Raw genomic sequence first — 16,279 nt, 5'->3', positions numbered from 1 at the left:
TGACATGAACATAGATGTGCTGCCGCTCGCCATCACCATGCTGGTCGGGCCGCAGATCATCTCGGCGCTCGTCCTGGTGACGTCCGAGCGGGCGGTCCTGGTGTCCCTGGCGTTCCTCGGCGGAGTGCTGACCGCCACGACGGCCGGTCTCGTCATGACCCGGGCCGTGGCCGCCCTGATCGGCGCCGCGACGACGCCCGGCGGGCCGGACACGGGAAGCACGGCCACGAAGGTCATCGAAGCGGTGCTGGTGGCGCTGCTCATCGTCCTGGCGGTGAAGAACTATCTGGGACGCGATACCGCCGAGCCTCCGCGCTGGCTGTCCGGGCTGATGCAGGCGACCGCGCGGCACGCGTTCACGACGGGCTTCCTGGTCATCCTGCTGATGCCGTCCGACCTCGTCGTGCTGCTGACCGTGGGGATGAACCTGGAGCGGTCCGGTGCGGGCCTGGTGGCCGCGATACCGTTCATCGCGGCCACCCTTTTCATCGCGGCCCTGCCGCTGCTGGCGTTCCTCGTCTTCCACCGGCGAGCGGTGGACGCCATGCCCAGGCTGCGCGACTGGATGACCATGAACAGCTGGCTGGTCAACATCGTCGCCTGCCTGTTCTTCGTGGTGCTCATCCTCACCTGACGCGCCCGCCCGGCGCGGCGGGACCCGGCTCCCGGACGGGCTCGGCTCCCCCCATGTCGAGCCGGAACGGCGGGTAGCGGTCGGTCATGAGGAGGGCGTAGCCCGCCACCCGCAGCACCCACCGGTTCATCCCCATCACGAGGTCGAAGATCTCCCGCAGGTACCGCGTGGTGAACAGCAGCACGACGGCCGCGATGAACACCAGCAGGCCGATCAGGCCGGGGCCGTTCCAGCCGGCGTCCTCGCCGCCGAAGCCGCCGCCGACGAAGAAGGCGACCACCAGGTAGTGCGGGATGGCCAGCAGCCACCACTTCACCAGGACAAGCCCCCGCGACAGCTGCTCGGGGTAGTCGATCGCGAGGCGGGCCGGGTAGTCGGGGACGTCCTGGAGCGTGAACGGCGGGTACCGGTCGGTGCCCAGCGCGGCGTACCCGTAGAACGCCACCCGCCATGCCCAGCGCAGCACCCCGACGTTGAACTCGAAGATCATCCGCGGGTAGCGGCCCGTGAACAGGATCGCGAAGAACGCGACCACGGTGAGCACCGTGAGCGCGATCCCGAGAAAGAACAGCACGACGTAGTGCGGGATCAGCAGCAGCCATTTCACCAGCCACAGCCACCGCGACAGCGGCTCGTCCAGCCGGCCCTCCATCCGGACCGGCATGTCCCGCTCGCTCATCTCGTCCTCCCCTGTCAGGTCGAGGACCCGGTGACCCGACGTCCCCGGACGTATCTCCTACGTCCACCGTCGTCGTCACCGGGGCCCCGCCTGTAGAGAGGGACGTCCGCTCTTCGGCAGGACGAAGGTCCGTGCCGCGCCGGGCCCGCCCCGCCGGGTGTCAGGCGAGCGTCAGGAACAGCTTCTCCAGTTGCAGGCGGTCGACCCGCGCCTGCTCGGTGCCGGCGTCCTCACCCATGATGCACTGCTCCAGCCCGGTAGCGATGATCTTGAATCCGGCCCGGTCCAGCGCCCGCGAGACGGCGGCCAGCTGGGTGATCAGGTCGGCGCACTCGCGCCCCTCCTCGATCATCTTGATGATGCCGCCGATCTGCCCCTGGGCGCGCCGCAGCCGTACCACGACATCGGCCAGGGACTCCTTGTCCAGCTCCATCCCGCTCTCCTTGTTCAGGCGCTCTGCCTGTGTTCTTCGGCGTTGCGCCGCGCCTCGTCCAGGTCCACCGACCGGGCGCTCTCGATCAGCTTCTCCAGCTCCTGCTCGCGCAGGGCGCCGGGCTGGGCGTACAGCACCACATTCTCGCGGATGATCACGAGTGTCGGAATCGAAGTGATACGGAAGGCTCCCGCCAGCTCCGGCTGAGCCTCGGTGTCGACCTTGCCGAACACGATGTCGTCGTGCCGCTCGGACACCCGCTCGTAGACCGGCGCGAAGAACCGGCACGGCCCGCACCAGCCGGCCCAGAAGTCGATCAGAAGCATGTCGCTGCCGTCGAGGACCTCGTTGAAGTTCTCGCGGGTCAGCTCGGTCGTCGCCATCGTCCCTCCATCCGGGTAGATACCCCTACGGGTATAGGAACATCCCCGGCCCCGGGTCCATTCCGGAGCGGGCGACCCGCTTCCAAAATACCCGCCGGGGTATACCGACGGCGGAGTCCGCGCCGAGGGAGGACCTGCGCTCGCGAACCTGACGGCCCGGCGCGGACACAGGGGAGCCGCGCCGTGCGCGGCATGGACCTCAGAGGTGGTGGCGGAGGAGAAGATCGGCGGGATACGGGTCCAGATAGGTCTGCTCCGCCAGGTAGGCGAGGTGTTCGCCTTCGGCGTGGTGGCGCAGCAGGGCGATCGGGACGCTGAGCGGCGCCTCTCCATGCTGGTAGGACTCGATCGCGGCCACGATGTCGTGGCGCCGGGTCGGGTCGAGGTGCTCGCTCAGCGGGCTGAAGACGTGCAGGAGCGCATTGGCGTGGCGGCCGCGCTTGGGACGGACGGCGAAGGCCGCGCCGAAGGCGCGGCGGTAGCCGGTCACCAGATCCTCGCGCGGCCGGGTGCCCGCCCGGGCGACGATCCGGCCCATCTCCCGGTTGGCCGCCGGGTCGTGGGCGAGGATCTGCAGCTTGTGACGGCTGTGGAAGGCGACCAGATCGCGCGGGCGCCAGGCCCTGGCGAGGAGTTCGCGGAGCCGGGCGTGGGCGAAGACGCGCTCGATGAAGTGCTCGCGCAGGACGGGGTCGCGGAGCCGGCCCTCCTCTTCGACGGGGAGGTGCGGCAGCGCGTCGGTGACGAGGGCGGCGAACACACCGCGGCCCCGGCGGTCCACCGGCTGGCCGTCGGTGCGCTCCCCGGGCCGGCCGGACGCGTAGCGCGGCAGGTTCAGCAGCCCGCAACTGGGCGAACGTGACTTGAACACGTACCCGTCGATGCCGGCCAGATCGGGGATCCGGTCGCCGGCGAGCGCGGTCATCGCGCCGGTGTGGTCCGCGGTCCGGTCCCTGGTGACGATCCGCCCGTCGCTGAGCAGGCGCAGGGTGGGACGGGGGGCGCCGAGGCCGATCTCCATCTCCGGGCAGACGGGCACCCAGTCGACGTGGTCCGCGAGGGGGCCGGTGAGGAACCGGTCGCGGCTGTGGCCGCCGTTGTAGCGGACCGGCTCACCCAGCAGGCAGCTGGACACCGCCAGCCGGGGACGCGGATGGGCCTCGGGGGCCGGGGCGGGCGGTGGCAGGGGAGGGGTCACAGCAGCTCCTTCATCCGGCGCAGCCCGCGGGTGGTGCGCGCCTTGACGGTGCCGAGCGGGATCGCCAGCCGGTCGGCGATCTCCCGCTGGGTCAGCTGCCCGAAGTGGGCCAGCACGATCGCCTGCCGCTGCGGGCCCGGAAGCCCGGCCAGCGCGGTGCGGACATCGCACGCGATGTCCACGGCGGGGGCGGCGTCGGGCACCCTGGCAGCGTCGGGGACCGCGGCGCCGTCGCTCAGCGGTGCCGCCCTGCGGGAGTGCCGCGCCTCGGCGCGCACCTGGTCGATGGCGCGTTTGCGGGCGATGGCGAGGACCCATGGCTCCAGACCGCGTTCCGGGTCGTAGCGCCGGCAGGAGCGCCACACCTCCAGGAAGACCAGCTGGACGACATCGTCCACGGCGTGTCCGGGTACCAGCCTCGCCACATGGCGGCGGACGAGGGGACCGAGTGCGGTGTAGCACTCGGCCAGTGCCGCCTCATCCCCTTGCGCGAGCCGCTGCTGCAGTGTCATGCACCCTCGATCCCCGCAAAAATCGCTTCAAAACTTGTTCATAGTTAAAAGCATGGGCGGGTGTCATCGCAAACAGCGCAAAGCGCAGGTGATACCGGTCAACGCAGGTGATGCCGGTCAACGCCGGTGCGGGCCGGTCAGGACGAGCCGAGCGGGCAGGCCAGTGCGGCGACGGCTTCGGAAAGGCCCGCCGGCCGCGTGACCCGGGCCGGCAGCCGGTCGCGGTCCCAGCCGGGCCCGCCGGTCACCAGGCGGTGCGGCGGACGGGACGACGGCAGCGCCTCCAGCCACGCGGGGTCCCCGGTCTCGGCGGTCTGCGACCAGACGAAGACGGCATGCGGCCCCGCCCTCCTGATCGCCGCGGCCAGCGCCCGCGGCGGCACCCGCGCCCCCAGCACGAGCGCGTCGACGCCGGCCTCGGCCAGCGCGGCGGCCAGCGCGTACACCGGCAGGCTGTGCTGCTCCTCCGGCGCGCAGGCGAGCAGCACCGGACGGACGTTCAGCGGCCGGGCCGGCGGCGGCATCTCCGCCAGGCACCCGAGCAGCACCGTGGACAGCAGATGCTCGACCTCCACGCAGTCGCCGGTCGCCGCGTGCTTGTGCCCGATCCCGGCCAGCACGGGAACGATCAGACCGTCCCACGCCCGCACGACCCCGTCCCGGCGCAGCGCGGTCCGCACGGTCTCGGTCATCGCGGCCCGGTCCAGCGCCATCGCCGCACGGGCCAGGCCCCGTACCGCCGCGGCCTGCCGCTCGTCCCGTCCGGGGCCCGTCCCGGTCAGCGGCACGCGGTTGCCGCCGGCGCCGTGCGCGCGGGGCGGCGGCGGCGCGCCCGCGGGCACGCCCAGCGCGAACCGCGCCGCCTCGCCCGGCGGCGCACCGGACAGGATCTGCCGCTGCATGGCCTCCAGCCGCGCCATGTCGGCGGGCGTGTAACGGCGGTGGCCGCCGGGGCTGCGTCCGCTCGGGCCGATGCCGTAGCGGCGGTCCCAGGTGCGCAGGGTGGACGGCGCCACGCCGAGGCGCTGCGCCACCGCGCCCACGCCCAGCCCGGCCTCCCGGCCCGCCGCCCCGTCCATGCGCCCGCTCTCCTCCGCCGCTTCCCGGATCGCAAAGCGTACGATCTACCAGGTCTTCGCCGGAACTCCGCGCGCCGGTTTCATCCCGGCGGCAACCGGCCGCCGGTGCCGCTCCGAAGACCCGATGATGAGCACCTCGATCATGTTGTTCACCCGTGATCTGCGCGTGCGCGACAATCCCGCCCTGGCCGCCGCGTGCGAGGCCGAGCACGTCGTCCCGGTCTTCGTCTTCGACGACGCGATCCTGACCGGGCCGTTCGCCGCGGCCAACCGCGTCCGCTTCCTCCGGGAGAGCGTCGCCGACCTCCGGCGGTCGCTCCGTGAGCTGGGCGGCGATCTGGTGGTGCGGCGGGGCGATCCGGTGGCGGAGGTCGCCCGCCTGGCCGGGGACACCGGCGCCCGCTCGCTCTTCCTCGCCGACGAGCGGTCGGCGTACGGGACACGGCGCCTCGCCGGTCTCCGCGGGCTGGGGCTGGACGTGTCGGCGCTTCCCGGCATCACGGTCGTGCCACCCGGAGACCTGACCCCGGCGAACGGCGACCACTACCGGGTGTTCACCCCCTACTGGCGGGCCTGGGACGCGGCCCGCCGGCGTCCGGCCGCGAAGACCCCCGGGAGGATGCGCCTGCCGCCCGGCGTCGAACCCGGCCGGCCGCCGGCCGATCCGGTACCGGGCTCGCCGTCCCCCGGCCTCGCGCCCGGCGGTGAGAGGGCGGGACGCGCCCGCCTGGCGGCATGGCTGCGCGACGACGCCGCGGACTACGAGCACGTCCGCGACGATCTCGCCGCCGACCGCACCTCCCGGCTCAGCCCCTACCTGAAGTTCGGCTGCCTCTCGCCGCTGGAACTGGCCGCGGCGGGCCCGGAGGGGTTCCGGCGCCAGCTCGCGTGGCGCGATTTCCACCACCAGGTCGCCGCCGCCTTCCCCGCGCTGCCCCGGAGCGACTACCGGCCGCGCGGCCGGCGCTGGAACCGGGACCGGGACGCCCTCGACGCCTGGCGGGACGGCATGACCGGCATCCCGATCGTCGACGCCGGAATGCGCCAGCTGCGCGCCGAGGGCTTCATGCACAACCGCGCACGCCTGATCACCGCCACGTTCCTGACCCGCCACCTCGGCATCGACTGGCGGGCCGGCCTGCGCCACTTCGGCGACTGGCTCGCCGACGGCGACATCGCCGACAACGCGGGCAACTGGCAGTGGGTGGCGGGCACCGGCAACAGCACCCGGCCCGGCCAGGTCATGAATCCGCTCCGGCAGGCGTCCCGGTTCGACCCGGGCGGCGACTACGTCCGCAGGTACGTGCCCGAACTCGCCGGCATCGAGCGGTCCGGCGTCCACCGCCCCTGGACTCTGCCCGCCGCCCGCAGACGCGGCCTCGGCTACCCGCCGCCCATCACCGACCCCGACCGTCCGGCGAGCGGGCCGTGACCCGGCGGCACCGGCGAGCCGCCCCCGGCCAATCGCTCAGGGCAGATCGGCCAGGACGGCTTCGGCGGCCCGCCGTCCCGACACCAGCGCGCCCTGGATGGAGCCGGTGTCGCGGTGGTCGCCGCAGACGTAGCGTCCGGCGCGCATCCGCACCGGGCGCCGCAGCGGCAGGGGCGGCGGCATCGCAGGGAGGGCGACCTTGACCGGGTAGGAGGCGAGGAGCCGCCACGCCGAGGTGTCGCCGTAGATCTCGTTCAGCCGGCCGCGCACCCGGCTCTCGTGGACGTTGGTGCCGAGCACGGACGTCGAGATGAGAGCGCGGTCGTCCGGGGAGTACTCGGGGGCCGCGTCGGTGAGGACGAGCGTGTCGGTGATGACGCCCTCGGCGTCGATGATCTGGACGGGCTCCTCCAGCGGAGACTCCGGGGCCGCGTGGTAGAACGTCGTGACCGAGCGCATCACCGGTGCCTCGATCTCGGGTACGAGCGCGGCCGCGCGGACGGGATCGGTGGCGACGACCACGGCGCCGGCCTTGATCGCCTCACCGTCGACGGTCTCCACCCCGTCGCCGGTGACCTCCCGGACGGCGGTGCCGAGGGACACCGCCCCGTCCGGGAGCCGGGCCGCGAGCTGTTCGGGTATCCGGCCCATGCCCAGCGCGGGGACGCCGATGGTGCCACGTGCGAAGGACCGCCAGACCAGGTGGAAGAACCGGCTGGAGGTCTCCAGTTCCCGTTCCAGCAGCACACCGGCCAGGAACGGGCGCAGCAGCTTCTCGATCATCTCGTCCGAGATGCCCCAGTGGCGCAGTTCCGCGGCCGTGTCGCGTTCGGCACCGTCCCGTATCCAGGAGCCCGGGACGGTCAGGTCGCGGGCGGTCATCGCGGCCAGCGCGGCCTTGTCCCGGACAGACCCGACATCGGCGAGGGCACCGCTCAGCGCGTGCCCGGGATGCCGCCACGGGAGCATCACGCGGTCACGCCGTCCCCCATGGAAGACCAGCAGGCCGGAGGCGAACGGCCGCAGGTCCAGGGCCTTGAGGTCGAGGACGCGCCGGGCCTCCGGGTAGGCGGTGTTGAAGACCTGGAACCCGCGGTCGAGACGGAAGCCCTCGACGATGTCGGTCCGCACCCGGCCGCCGACCGCGTCCGACGTCTCCAGCACCCGCACCGGCACGCCGGCCTCGTGCAGCCGGACCGCGCAGGCCAGCCCGGCCAGCCCCGCGCCCACGATGATCACGGCATCGGACATCCGCCCTCCCCGCCTTCCGCAGTGGCCGCATCCGAGGGGCACCATGCCCGCCACACCGGCGGTCACTCGGCCCCCGGCGGTGATCCGCCCGCCGGTGCGGGGTGGGCAAAGATCCCTCAAACGCGCGCTTGCGCAGATCAGGGGCGGGTACGGGGCGACCGATCAAGGGGGGAAAATGATCAACACACTGCACAAGTGGGGCATCAAGTCCAACTTCATGTACACGGCGGGCATCGGCTCGGTCGGCCTGGCGTTCGCCGCGTGGGCGGCGTCCAACCGGCTGGAGGACGCGGGCCTGGAACGTGCCGACCGGTGGGGCATCTTCATCGGCGAATGGGCCCCGACCTTCTTCGCCATGGGCCTCGCCCTGCGCATGGAGGAAACGCGGGACGAGTACAAGAAGGAGGCGGCCGAACACCGCGCCCAGACGGAGGAAAGGGCCGCCACGTCGCGAGCCGCCGCGATGCGGTAGCCGCGGCACGGCCCGGAAGCGGTCTCCGAGCGCGATGCAACCGGCCGGCCACCGAGGTCCGAAGAACGTGCGAAACCTTTCGGACGACGATGGAGGAACAGTGCACTCCCGACATCGTGTGCGCGGCTCGCGCGGAGGGCGCTGATGGCCGCCGGGGATCCGGTCGTCGTGATCGGGGCGGGTCTGTCCGGGCTGTCGGCGGCGATCCATCTCGCGGCGGGGGGCCGTGAGGTCGTGGTGGTCGAGGCCCGTGACGAGCCGGGAGGATGCTGCGGATCGGCGCACGCCGGTCCCTACCGGTTCGACACGGGCCCCTCGGTGCTGACCATGCCGGAGGTGCTGGCGGACACGTTCGGCGCGGCCGGCGAGGACATGGACGGCCTGCTGCCGCTGCGGCGGCTGGACCCGTTCTACCGGCTGTCCTTCCACGACGGCTCACGGCTGGACGTGGTGGCGGGCGCGCAGCGGATGGCGGAGAACGTCCGCGCCCTGTGCGGGCCCGCCGAAGCCGCCCGGTACCTGCGGTTCCGGCGGCGGCTGAGCGCGATGTTCGAGGCCGAATGGTCGTCGTTCATCGACGCGGACATGACCCGGCTGCGGAGCATGGCCCGTCCCCTCGCGCTGCTCAGGCTGGCGGCGGCGGGCGGGTTCCGGCGCCTGGACCGGTTCGTGGCGGGTCAACTGACCGACGAGCGGCTCGTCAAGGCGCACACGTTCCAGGCGCTGTACGTCGGGCTTCCTCCCGACAGGGCACTGGCCATCTACGCGGTCGTCGCGCACATGGACACGGTCGGCGGGGTGTACTTCCCCGCGGCCGGCGGGATGCACGCCATCCCCCGGGCCCTGGCCGCCGTCGCGGCGAAGGCGGGCGCCGCCATCAGGTACGGCGTGCGCGCCGAACGGGTCGAGACGAACGCGGCCGGGGTGGCGGCGGTCCGGCTGGAGGGCGGCGAGCGGCTCACCGCCGGGGCGGTCGTCGTCGCCTGCGACCTGGTCCGGGCCCACCGGGGGCTGCTGCCCGACGGGGCGGGCGACTGGCGGCTGCGCCGTCCACGCTACTCGCCGTCCTGCCTGGTCATGCACTTCGGGCTCGACCATCGGCCGGCCGGCCGGGCGCACCACACGCTGCACTTCGGCCGGGAGTGGGCCGGCGCCTTCGCGGCGCTGGCGTCCGGGCGGCCGCAGCCCGACCCGAATCTGCTGGTCACCTGTCCCGAGGCGGACGGCACCGCCGCGCCGGCCGGTCACTCCACGTTGAGCGTCCTGGAACCCGTCCCGAACACGGTGAGCGCGGACGGCTGGGACCGTCTCGCGCCGCGGCTGGAGCAGCGCCTGCTCGGCCGCCTGTCCGACCTGGGGTACGGCGACCTGTCGGCGGCGCCCCGGCTGACCTTCGACCCGCCGGCCTGGACGCGCCTCGGCCACTCGGCGGGCACGCCGTTCGCCCTGGACCACCGGTTCCGCCAGACGGCCTGGTTCCGGCCCGCAGGCCGCAGCCGCCGCGTCCCCGGCCTGCACTTCGCGGGGATGTACACCGCGCCCGGCGTGGGCGTCCCACCGGCTCTGATCTCCGGGCGGCTCGCCGCCGCCCGCGTCCTGGAAGGCCGCCGATGACGCTGACCGCGAGCTACGAGCACTGCCGCCGCCTCAACGCCCGCCATGGCCGCTCGTTCTACCTGGCCACACTGCTGCTGCCGGCGTGGAAGCGCAGGCACGTGCACGCGCTGTACGGCTTCACACGTCACGTGGACGACATCGTGGACGCGTTCGGCGCGACGGCCCCGGACACCGCCGGGCGGGCGAAGGCGCTCGACGAGGTGGCCCGGCGGCTGAGCGCGAGCCTGGCGGGCGAGGCGATCCAGGACCCGGTGCTGCCCGCCTTCGTGCACACCGTCCGCTCCTTCGGCATCGAGCGCGGCGACATCGGCGTCTTCCTGCGGTCCATGCGCTCCGACCTCACCGTCACCCGGTACGAGACCTACGACGACCTGCTGGGGTACATGGAGGGGTCGGCCGCCGCCATCGGCCTGATGATGCTTCCCGTCCTGGAGACGGTGCCGGGCGCCGGGCGGCTCGCCCGCGAGCCCGCCCGCGAACTCGGGCGGGCGTTCCAGCTGACGAACTTCCTGCGGGACGTCGCCGAGGACCTGGCCCGCGGCCGCGTCTACCTGCCGCAGAAGGACCTCGCCAAGTTCGGGGTGACCGAGGACGACCTCCGCGGCGACGGCCGTACGCCGGCACTGCGCGACCTGGTGGCCTTCGAGGCCGACCGCGCCCGCGACCACTACCGCCGCGCCCTCGGCGGCATGGAGTTGCTGGCGCCGTCCTCCCGCCCGTGCATCCGCGCCGCGTACGAACTGTACGGCGGCATCCTGGACGAGATCGCCGCGGCCGGCCACGACGTGCTGACCGCGCGGGCGCGGGTGCCGCGCCGCCGCCGGGCCGCGATCTTCGCGCGGCACCTGCTGGCCGCCTCCGCCGCCGGCCGCGCCGAGCGGCGCCTGCCGGCCGGGGCGTGCTGACATGGGCGGGCGGTCTGAGCCGGGCGGGCGGTCCACGGCGAGCGCGGTGGCGCGTCCGGTGGTGCTGGACGCGATGGGCGGCGACCACGGGCCGGCCGAGACGGTGCCGGGCGCCCTGGCGGCGCGGCGCGAGCACGGCGTCCCGGTGATCCTCGTCGGGCGGGCGGAGGACGTCCACCGCGAACTGCGGCGGCACGGCGGCGCCGGCGAGGTGGACGTGCTGCACGCCGGCGAGGTCGTCCCCATGGCCGAGCGCGGCGCGGGAGCCGCGGCCCGCCGCGATTCGAGCCTGCTGGTCGGGTGCGAGGCGGCCCGGCGGCAGGGCGGTTCGTTCGTCTCGGCCGGGTCCACCGGGGCCGTGGTGACGTGCGCGGTCCGCGCCTTCGGACGGCGCGAGGGCGTGCTGCGTCCGGCGCTGGCCGTGGCACTGCCCACGGCGGCCGGTTCCACCGTGCTCGTCGACGCCGGCGGGACCGCCGACCCGACCGCGGAGATGCTCGCGCAGTTCGCGCTGCTGGGCGCCTCGTACGCGCGCTGCGTCCTCGGCGTGCCCGACCCGTCGGTGGGCCTGCTGTCCATCGGCGCCGAGCCGGGGAAGGGCAACCGGCTCGCCCGCGAGGCGGCCCGGCTGCTGCCGGGCATGCCCGTCCGCTTCCACGGCAACGTGGAGGGGCACGACGTACTGGCCGGAACCGTCGACGTGGTCGTGACGGACGGCTTCACCGGCAATGTCGTCCTGAAGAACATCGAGGGCTGCGTCCGGACGACCCTGGACATGGTCGCCCGGGCCGGCATCGCCCCGCCCGGCCCGCTGGACGAGGTCGCGAGGCGCTACACCGCGGACACGCACGGGGGCGCCGCCCTGCTGGGACTGACCGGCACGGTCGTCGTCGCGCACGGCTCCTCCGGGGCCGCCGCCCTGGCCCGTGCGTGCGTGGTCGCCTCCGAACTGGCCCCGGTGGACGAGCCGATGCCGGCGAACGCCCGTGTTCCCCTGGGGCCGGTCGTGTGAGGCGCTCACTCACCGCCGCGGGCGCGCAGCGGGTCACGTCCGTCCCAGGTGCCCCGGCTCGCGTAGGGGACGAAACGCGCGAACAGTTCCTCGGCGTACCAGTCCTCGCCGCGCACCCGCCCGATGACGGTGCGGTGCGCGGCCGCCCGGTAGGCGAACCGGGTCATGGCGGCCTCGTCCTGCCACAGCGAGAAGGTCGCCTGCCGGGCCAGCGGCCACTCCCCCACCCCGACCGAGGCGAGGCAGCCGTCCTGGCCGCGCAGTTCCCGGTCCACGCCCGGAACCGACCGGTAGAACGGCACCAGCCGGCTCGGCCGGATCGACGCCCTGGTCAGCACGGCCACCGGCCCGTCCCCGGCGCTCGGGGCGGCCACGGCCGCGGCGAACGGGTCGCGTCCGCCCCACCGGCCCCGGGAACCGAGCGGCGCGAGCCGGACATGCCACGACTCCTCGGCCTCCGCCCGCCACCGGCGGGCCACCGGCGAGCGCGCGAGGAACTCCTCCAGCGCCGGCTCGCCGTCCCACACGGCGAACAGCGCCCAGCGGCGAAGGTCGGCGCCGAGGCTCATGGACCGGCCGCGGCCCGTGCCCAGCAGCCGCCAGAACGACAGCCCGCGCGTGCGGCGCAGCGCCGGCCGGTCGAACGCCATGTGCCGCATGGCGTCCACACCCGCGTACCTGATGAGGTGGAACGAGGCGATGACCCTGCTATCGGTGGCTCCCGTGCTCGGCTCGGTCATCGGCGGCTACCTGCTCGGCTCGGTGCCGGTCGCGGTGCTGGTCGGACGCGCCCACGGTTTCGACCCGCGCGACGTCGGCGACCGCAACCCCGGCTTCTGGAACGTCATGGAACGGCTCGGCTGGAAGGCCGCCGTCCCCGTGTTCGCGGGCGACATGCTCAAGGGCACGGCGGCGGGGCTGCTCGGGCTGGCGGTGAGCGGAGCCGAGACCGGCACGCTCGGGACGGTGGCCGGGACGAGCGTCCTGCCCGTGTACGCGGCGGTCGCCGCCGCGATGATCGGCCACGCCTGGCCGGTGTTCGCGGGTCTGCGGGGCGGCCGGTCGATCCTCGCCTTCGCCGGCGGTTTCGCCGTGATCTGCCCGCCGGCGTTCGCGCTCGGCGTCGCGCTGCTCATCGGCGCGAGCCTGGCGCTGCGGTCGTTCGCCTGGGGCACGCGGGTGGCGGTCTTCTCCCTGCCGGTACTGCAACTGCTCTTCGCGCCCGCCGGGCACGTGGCGGGCACCGGGGCGCTGATGTGCCTCATCGGGCTGCGTTTCGGTCAGGCCGCCGTGGCGGGCCGCCGCGCCTGACCACCGCGCGGCCGTAGGTGCGTCCGCGCCAGGTGCGCGCGGGCCGCAGCACCGACCACGTCAGCCGCATCGCGGTCGTCACGTCGAGGAGCGGCGACACCACCAGGCCCACGCCCGGCCGCGCATAGCTGCCGCGCAGGGCCGTCACCAGCAGCAGCCGCTGCACGAGCAGGCCGAGGTCCAGCGGCGTCGGGCGTCCCGCCGCCAGCCGCAGCACCGGCAGCGCCAGGGTCAGCCAGACGACCGCGAGATCCGCGGCCAGCCCGCCGGCCGCGGTCACGTCCCGCAGCGAGATCGACCGCCCCCACTCGCGCCACACCTCGGCGGCGGACTCGTGCATGTCGACCTCCAGCAGGTCGCCGGCGTCCCGGAAGGCGACCCGCCAGCCGTCCCGCGCGAGCAGCCGGCCGAGCGCGACATCGTCGGTGAGCCGGCCGCGGACCCGCGCGAACCCGTCGGCCCGCACCATGGGGGCCTTCCGGAAGGCCAGGCACTGGCCGTTGAGCAGCAGCCGGTCCGGCGACGCGGCCACCGGGCCGATGGGCCCGAAACGGTAGACGAGACCGGCCAGGAACGAGGCGTGCAGCGCCTGCTCGGCCACCCCGCCGCACACGAACCGCGGCCCGGCCGACACCAGGTCGAACGTGTCGAGCAGCGCCGCGAGCTCCGCGCACAGGCCCGGCTTCGGGCGGGTGTCGGCGTCCAGCAGGACCACGATCGGCCCCGCCGCCGCCCGCACCCCCTGATGCAGCGCCCACTGTTTGCCGACCCACCCGTCCGGCAGGGGCGCCCCGCGGACGACCCTGGCGCCCAGCCCCGCCGCGAGCCGCGCCGTGCCGTCGCGCGACTCATCGTCCACGACGATCACCTCGGCCACGCCGGGGTCGGCGAGCAGGGGCCGCAGGCAGCCCTCGATCCGGGCCTCCTCGTCCCGCGCCGGGACCACCACCGACACCGGCCGCGGCGGCGGGCCGGAGCGTCCGGGCGCGAGCGGCGCGGGCCGGCCCCGGCCGCGCGCGAGCCGCGCGGCCACCACCCCGGCGGCCACCGCCTGGACCAGCGTCAACGCCTTCATCTCACCCGTGTACCCCGCCGTGCCGGCAGGTCCTCCTCGACGAGCGAGGCGACGATCCGGCCGCCCATGGCGACCAGCGGGAGCCCGCCGCCCGGATGCGCCGACCCGCCCACCAGGTACAGTCCCCGCCGCGGCCCCCGGTTGCCCGGCCTGCGCAGCGGCGCGAACGCGCCGCGGTAGGCGGTGCCGTAGATCGCCCCGCCCCACGCGCCGTACCGGTCGCGCAGGTCCGCGGGGGTGAACGACTCGACGAACCGCAGCCGCCCCGACAGATCGTGCCCGCGGCGCGCCAGCCGCTCCAGCACCAGGTCCCGGTAGGCGTCCGGGGTCATCGGCCAGCGGCCCGGATCACCCGCGGGGACGTTCACCAGCAGCACCCAGTTCTCCGCCCCGGCCGGCGCCTGGGACGGGTCGTCCACCGCCGAGCAGCCGATGTAGATCGTCGGGTCCTCCGGTGGCCGCCGCCGCTCGAAGATGTCGCCGAACTCCCGCCGGTAGTCGGCCGAGAAGACCACGGAATGGTGCGGCAGCCCCCCGGTGCGCCCCTCCACCCCGGCGAGCAGCAGGAACGCCGACGAGGACGGGCCGAGCCTGCCGATCCGGCGCAGCCTCCGGTCATCCGGCAGCAGCCGGCCGTACAGCGCCGCGGCGTCGGCGTTCACCACCACCGCGTCGGCGCTCACCCGCTCGCCCGACGCCAGCACCACGCCCGACACCGCCGACCGGCCGGCGAGCACGCCCGTCACCTCACTGCCGGTGTGGACCTCGACGCCCGCGTCGATCAGCAGCCCGACCAGGTCGTCGGCGAGCCGGGGCAGCCCGCCCGGCACGTACCAGCCCCCGTCCCCGTGCTCGATCGCCGGGACGCAGCCGAGCGCGGCCGGCGCCCGGTACGGGCTCGACCCGGCGTACGTCGCGTACCGGCCGACGTACTGCCGCAGCCGCGGGTCGCGGAAGAACCGGCGGGCCAGGCCGTCCAGGGTCCGGCCCGGCGCGACCGCGAGCAGGTCGCCGATCCGGGCCCGTTCGGGGCGGCGGCCCAGCGGCCCGGCGAAGAACGTCCGCCGGGACGCCTCCAGGCAGTTCGCGGCCCACCCGTGGAAGGCGCGCCAGGCCGCCCCCTCGCCGGGGGCCAGCCGGTCGACCTCCGCCGCCATCCGGTCCGGATCGCGGTACGCGCGCAGCTCGGACCCGTCGGCGAAGCGGTAGCGGCACAGTTCGTCCAGTTCCACCAGCTCGCGTGCGACGCCCAGTTCCCGGAAGACCTCCGGAAGGGTGAGCAGCGACGGCCCCAGCGAGAACACGAATCCCGCGCGCTCACGCTCGGCGAGCTTCCCGCCGAGCCGGTCCAGCCTCTCGTGCAGCGCGACCCGGTGGCCGCCCCGCGCCAGCAGCAGCGCGGCGACCATCCCGCCGACCCCGCCGCCGACCACGATCACCTCGGCCATCGACGCCTCCACGCCAGGACGGCGAACGTCCCCATGGCCGCCCCGCCGGCCACCGCCACCACCCGGTCCGGCGGCTCGAACACCGCCGCGAACGCCAGCGTCTCCATGGCCGCCATCACCCCGTAGATCGCGACGAGCCCGCCGGACGCGGCCTTGCCCGCCCGTCCCACGATCATGTCGATCACTCCCATGACCAGCAGCGACACCGCCAGCCATCCGACGAAATTACTGACCGGCACTCCCCGGTACGGGCCCGCGTCCTGCCACGTCCACAGGCCCAGCCGAAGCATCTGCGGGTCCAGGAACAGATCCCACGCCGTCAACGCGGCCGCACCCGCCGCCCACCGCTTGAGCCCGCCCTCCGGGACGATCACGGTGGCGACGGCATGGGCGGCCAGCCCCATACCGCCCCAGGCCACCGCCACGATCACCGGCACGCCGCCCGGCTGAGGCCACAGCAGCGACGTGTAGGAGTACTCCCCGAACGGGAAACCCGTGCGGACCCCGATCCACTCCGCCGCGTACCCCACGGCCACCGCGGCGCCGAAGGCCCCGGCCGCCCGGCCGGCCCCGGCCCGCCCCGCGAGGAACGCCGCGGCGCTCGCCGCCAGCAGCGCCACGACGACGCTCGTCAACCGGACCGGCTCGGGCCGCACCCCCGACAGGACCTGCGCCACCACCATCGCGCCCAGAAACCCGGCACCGGCGAGCACCCAGGCCCCCGGCCGCCGCCGGAGACGGCTCACCCGCCGTCCGGCGCCCCACCCGCGCACTTGCCCCATGCAGGACCTTCGTTGGAAGGCGGCATCACGGATGCACCGGAAGGCCGCATCACGGA

18 protein-coding genes are annotated in these 16,279 nt (G+C 74.5%); 7 read left to right on the top strand and 11 right to left on the bottom strand.

Going from position 1 to position 16,279, the window contains the following annotated elements; all coding sequences use genetic code 11:
* The first annotated feature begins 4 nt into the window (after positions 1-4).
* The gene (locus ACQP1N_RS06935) at positions 5-634 is read left to right on the top strand and encodes a GAP family protein (protein ID WP_067807163.1); all 630 of its coding nucleotides are present in this window, start codon (positions 5-7) and stop codon (positions 632-634) included.
* Here ACQP1N_RS06935 and ACQP1N_RS06930 read toward each other — a convergent pair.
* The 6 genes from ACQP1N_RS06930 to ACQP1N_RS06905 form a co-directional block, all read right to left on the bottom strand.
* A complete protein-coding gene (locus ACQP1N_RS06930; protein ID WP_067807161.1) occupies positions 627-1,313 on the bottom strand; it encodes a DUF4389 domain-containing protein in 687 nt (228 codons plus the stop codon). The two genes, ACQP1N_RS06935 and ACQP1N_RS06930, sit on opposite strands and share 8 nt — an antisense overlap.
* Before the next feature lie 160 nt (positions 1,314-1,473).
* Positions 1,474-1,746: a metal-sensitive transcriptional regulator gene (locus ACQP1N_RS06925; protein ID WP_067807158.1), complete on the bottom strand. Its 273-nt coding sequence runs from the start codon at positions 1,744-1,746 to the stop codon at positions 1,474-1,476.
* 14 nt (positions 1,747-1,760) lie between these two features.
* Complete coding sequence (locus ACQP1N_RS06920; RefSeq protein ID WP_067807153.1) at positions 1,761-2,129, bottom strand: thioredoxin family protein; 369 nt, start codon at positions 2,127-2,129, stop codon at positions 1,761-1,763.
* 199 nt (positions 2,130-2,328) lie between these two features.
* Entirely contained in the window at positions 2,329-3,327 is a 999-nt protein-coding gene (locus ACQP1N_RS06915; RefSeq protein ID WP_433229750.1) for a YbgA family protein, read from the bottom strand.
* Positions 3,324-3,839 carry an RNA polymerase sigma factor gene (locus tag ACQP1N_RS06910; protein ID WP_067807147.1) on the bottom strand — a complete coding sequence of 172 codons (516 nt, stop codon included), beginning with the start codon at positions 3,837-3,839 and terminating at the stop codon, positions 3,324-3,326. Before ACQP1N_RS06910 ends, ACQP1N_RS06915 begins: the two co-directional genes overlap by 4 nt.
* A 137-nt stretch (positions 3,840-3,976) precedes the next feature.
* On the bottom strand, positions 3,977-4,918 hold the full coding sequence (locus ACQP1N_RS06905) for a MerR family transcriptional regulator (protein WP_433229747.1): 942 nt from the start codon (positions 4,916-4,918) through the stop codon (positions 3,977-3,979).
* 124 nt (positions 4,919-5,042) lie between these two features.
* Here ACQP1N_RS06905 and ACQP1N_RS06900 point away from each other — a divergent pair, with 124 nt between their 5' ends.
* Positions 5,043-6,350 carry a cryptochrome/photolyase family protein gene (locus tag ACQP1N_RS06900; protein WP_433229744.1) on the top strand — a complete coding sequence of 436 codons (1,308 nt, stop codon included), beginning with the start codon at positions 5,043-5,045 and terminating at the stop codon, positions 6,348-6,350.
* A gap of 36 nt (positions 6,351-6,386) precedes the next feature.
* Here ACQP1N_RS06900 and ACQP1N_RS06895 read toward each other — a convergent pair whose 3' ends face one another.
* Positions 6,387-7,601, bottom strand: a complete 1,215-nt coding sequence (locus ACQP1N_RS06895; RefSeq protein ID WP_433229741.1) for an NAD(P)/FAD-dependent oxidoreductase — start codon at positions 7,599-7,601, stop codon at positions 6,387-6,389.
* 175 nt (positions 7,602-7,776) lie between these two features.
* On the opposite strand from ACQP1N_RS06895, the gene ACQP1N_RS06890 reads away from it, so the two are divergent.
* The 4 genes from ACQP1N_RS06890 to ACQP1N_RS06875 all read left to right on the top strand — a co-directional run bounded on the left by ACQP1N_RS06890 (position 7,777) and on the right by ACQP1N_RS06875 (position 11,607).
* Entirely contained in the window at positions 7,777-8,073 is a 297-nt protein-coding gene (locus ACQP1N_RS06890) for a hypothetical protein (RefSeq protein WP_433229739.1), read from the top strand.
* 144 nt (positions 8,074-8,217) lie between these two features.
* Positions 8,218-9,687, top strand: coding sequence for a phytoene desaturase family protein (gene crtI, locus ACQP1N_RS06885; RefSeq protein ID WP_067807727.1), 1,470 nt, complete (start codon positions 8,218-8,220; stop codon positions 9,685-9,687).
* A complete protein-coding gene (locus ACQP1N_RS06880; RefSeq protein WP_433229736.1) occupies positions 9,684-10,595 on the top strand; it encodes a phytoene/squalene synthase family protein in 912 nt (303 codons plus the stop codon). Before crtI ends, ACQP1N_RS06880 begins: the two co-directional genes overlap by 4 nt.
* Before the next feature lies 1 nt (position 10,596).
* The gene (locus ACQP1N_RS06875; protein ID WP_433229733.1) at positions 10,597-11,607 is read left to right on the top strand and encodes a phosphate acyltransferase; all 1,011 of its coding nucleotides are present in this window, start codon (positions 10,597-10,599) and stop codon (positions 11,605-11,607) included.
* Between the two features lie 5 nt (positions 11,608-11,612).
* On the opposite strand, the gene ACQP1N_RS06870 is transcribed toward ACQP1N_RS06875, so the two are convergent.
* Positions 11,613-12,347 carry a spheroidene monooxygenase gene (locus tag ACQP1N_RS06870; protein ID WP_433229730.1) on the bottom strand — a complete coding sequence of 245 codons (735 nt, stop codon included), beginning with the start codon at positions 12,345-12,347 and terminating at the stop codon, positions 11,613-11,615.
* Between ACQP1N_RS06870 and ACQP1N_RS06865 the strand changes: the two genes are divergently transcribed.
* A complete protein-coding gene (locus ACQP1N_RS06865) occupies positions 12,322-12,918 on the top strand; it encodes a glycerol-3-phosphate acyltransferase (RefSeq protein ID WP_131732820.1) in 597 nt (198 codons plus the stop codon). The two genes, ACQP1N_RS06870 and ACQP1N_RS06865, sit on opposite strands and share 26 nt — an antisense overlap.
* On the opposite strand, the gene ACQP1N_RS06860 is transcribed toward ACQP1N_RS06865, so the two are convergent.
* From ACQP1N_RS06860 to ACQP1N_RS06850, 3 genes are read right to left on the bottom strand one after another with little or no spacing between them, the layout of a single operon-like run.
* Positions 12,869-13,993: a glycosyltransferase gene (locus ACQP1N_RS06860; protein ID WP_131732819.1), complete on the bottom strand. Its 1,125-nt coding sequence runs from the start codon at positions 13,991-13,993 to the stop codon at positions 12,869-12,871. The genes ACQP1N_RS06865 and ACQP1N_RS06860 overlap by 50 nt on opposite strands.
* Positions 13,990-15,441 (bottom strand): phytoene desaturase family protein, encoded by a 1,452-nt coding sequence (locus ACQP1N_RS06855; protein WP_433229726.1) that lies wholly within the window; start codon positions 15,439-15,441, stop codon positions 13,990-13,992. Before ACQP1N_RS06855 ends, ACQP1N_RS06860 begins: the two co-directional genes overlap by 4 nt.
* Positions 15,429-16,223 carry a carotenoid biosynthesis protein gene (locus ACQP1N_RS06850; protein WP_084263216.1) on the bottom strand — a complete coding sequence of 265 codons (795 nt, stop codon included), beginning with the start codon at positions 16,221-16,223 and terminating at the stop codon, positions 15,429-15,431. The genes ACQP1N_RS06855 and ACQP1N_RS06850 overlap by 13 nt, the downstream gene beginning before the upstream one ends.
* Positions 16,224-16,279: the final 56 nt, after the last annotated feature.

This window comes from Actinomadura formosensis (assembly GCF_050948385.1).
In the GTDB taxonomy this organism is placed as follows: domain Bacteria; phylum Actinomycetota; class Actinomycetes; order Streptosporangiales; family Streptosporangiaceae; genus Spirillospora; species Spirillospora formosensis.
The sequence above is the reverse complement of the archived record's forward strand: the minus strand, read 5'-3'. Positions and strand labels throughout refer to the sequence as shown.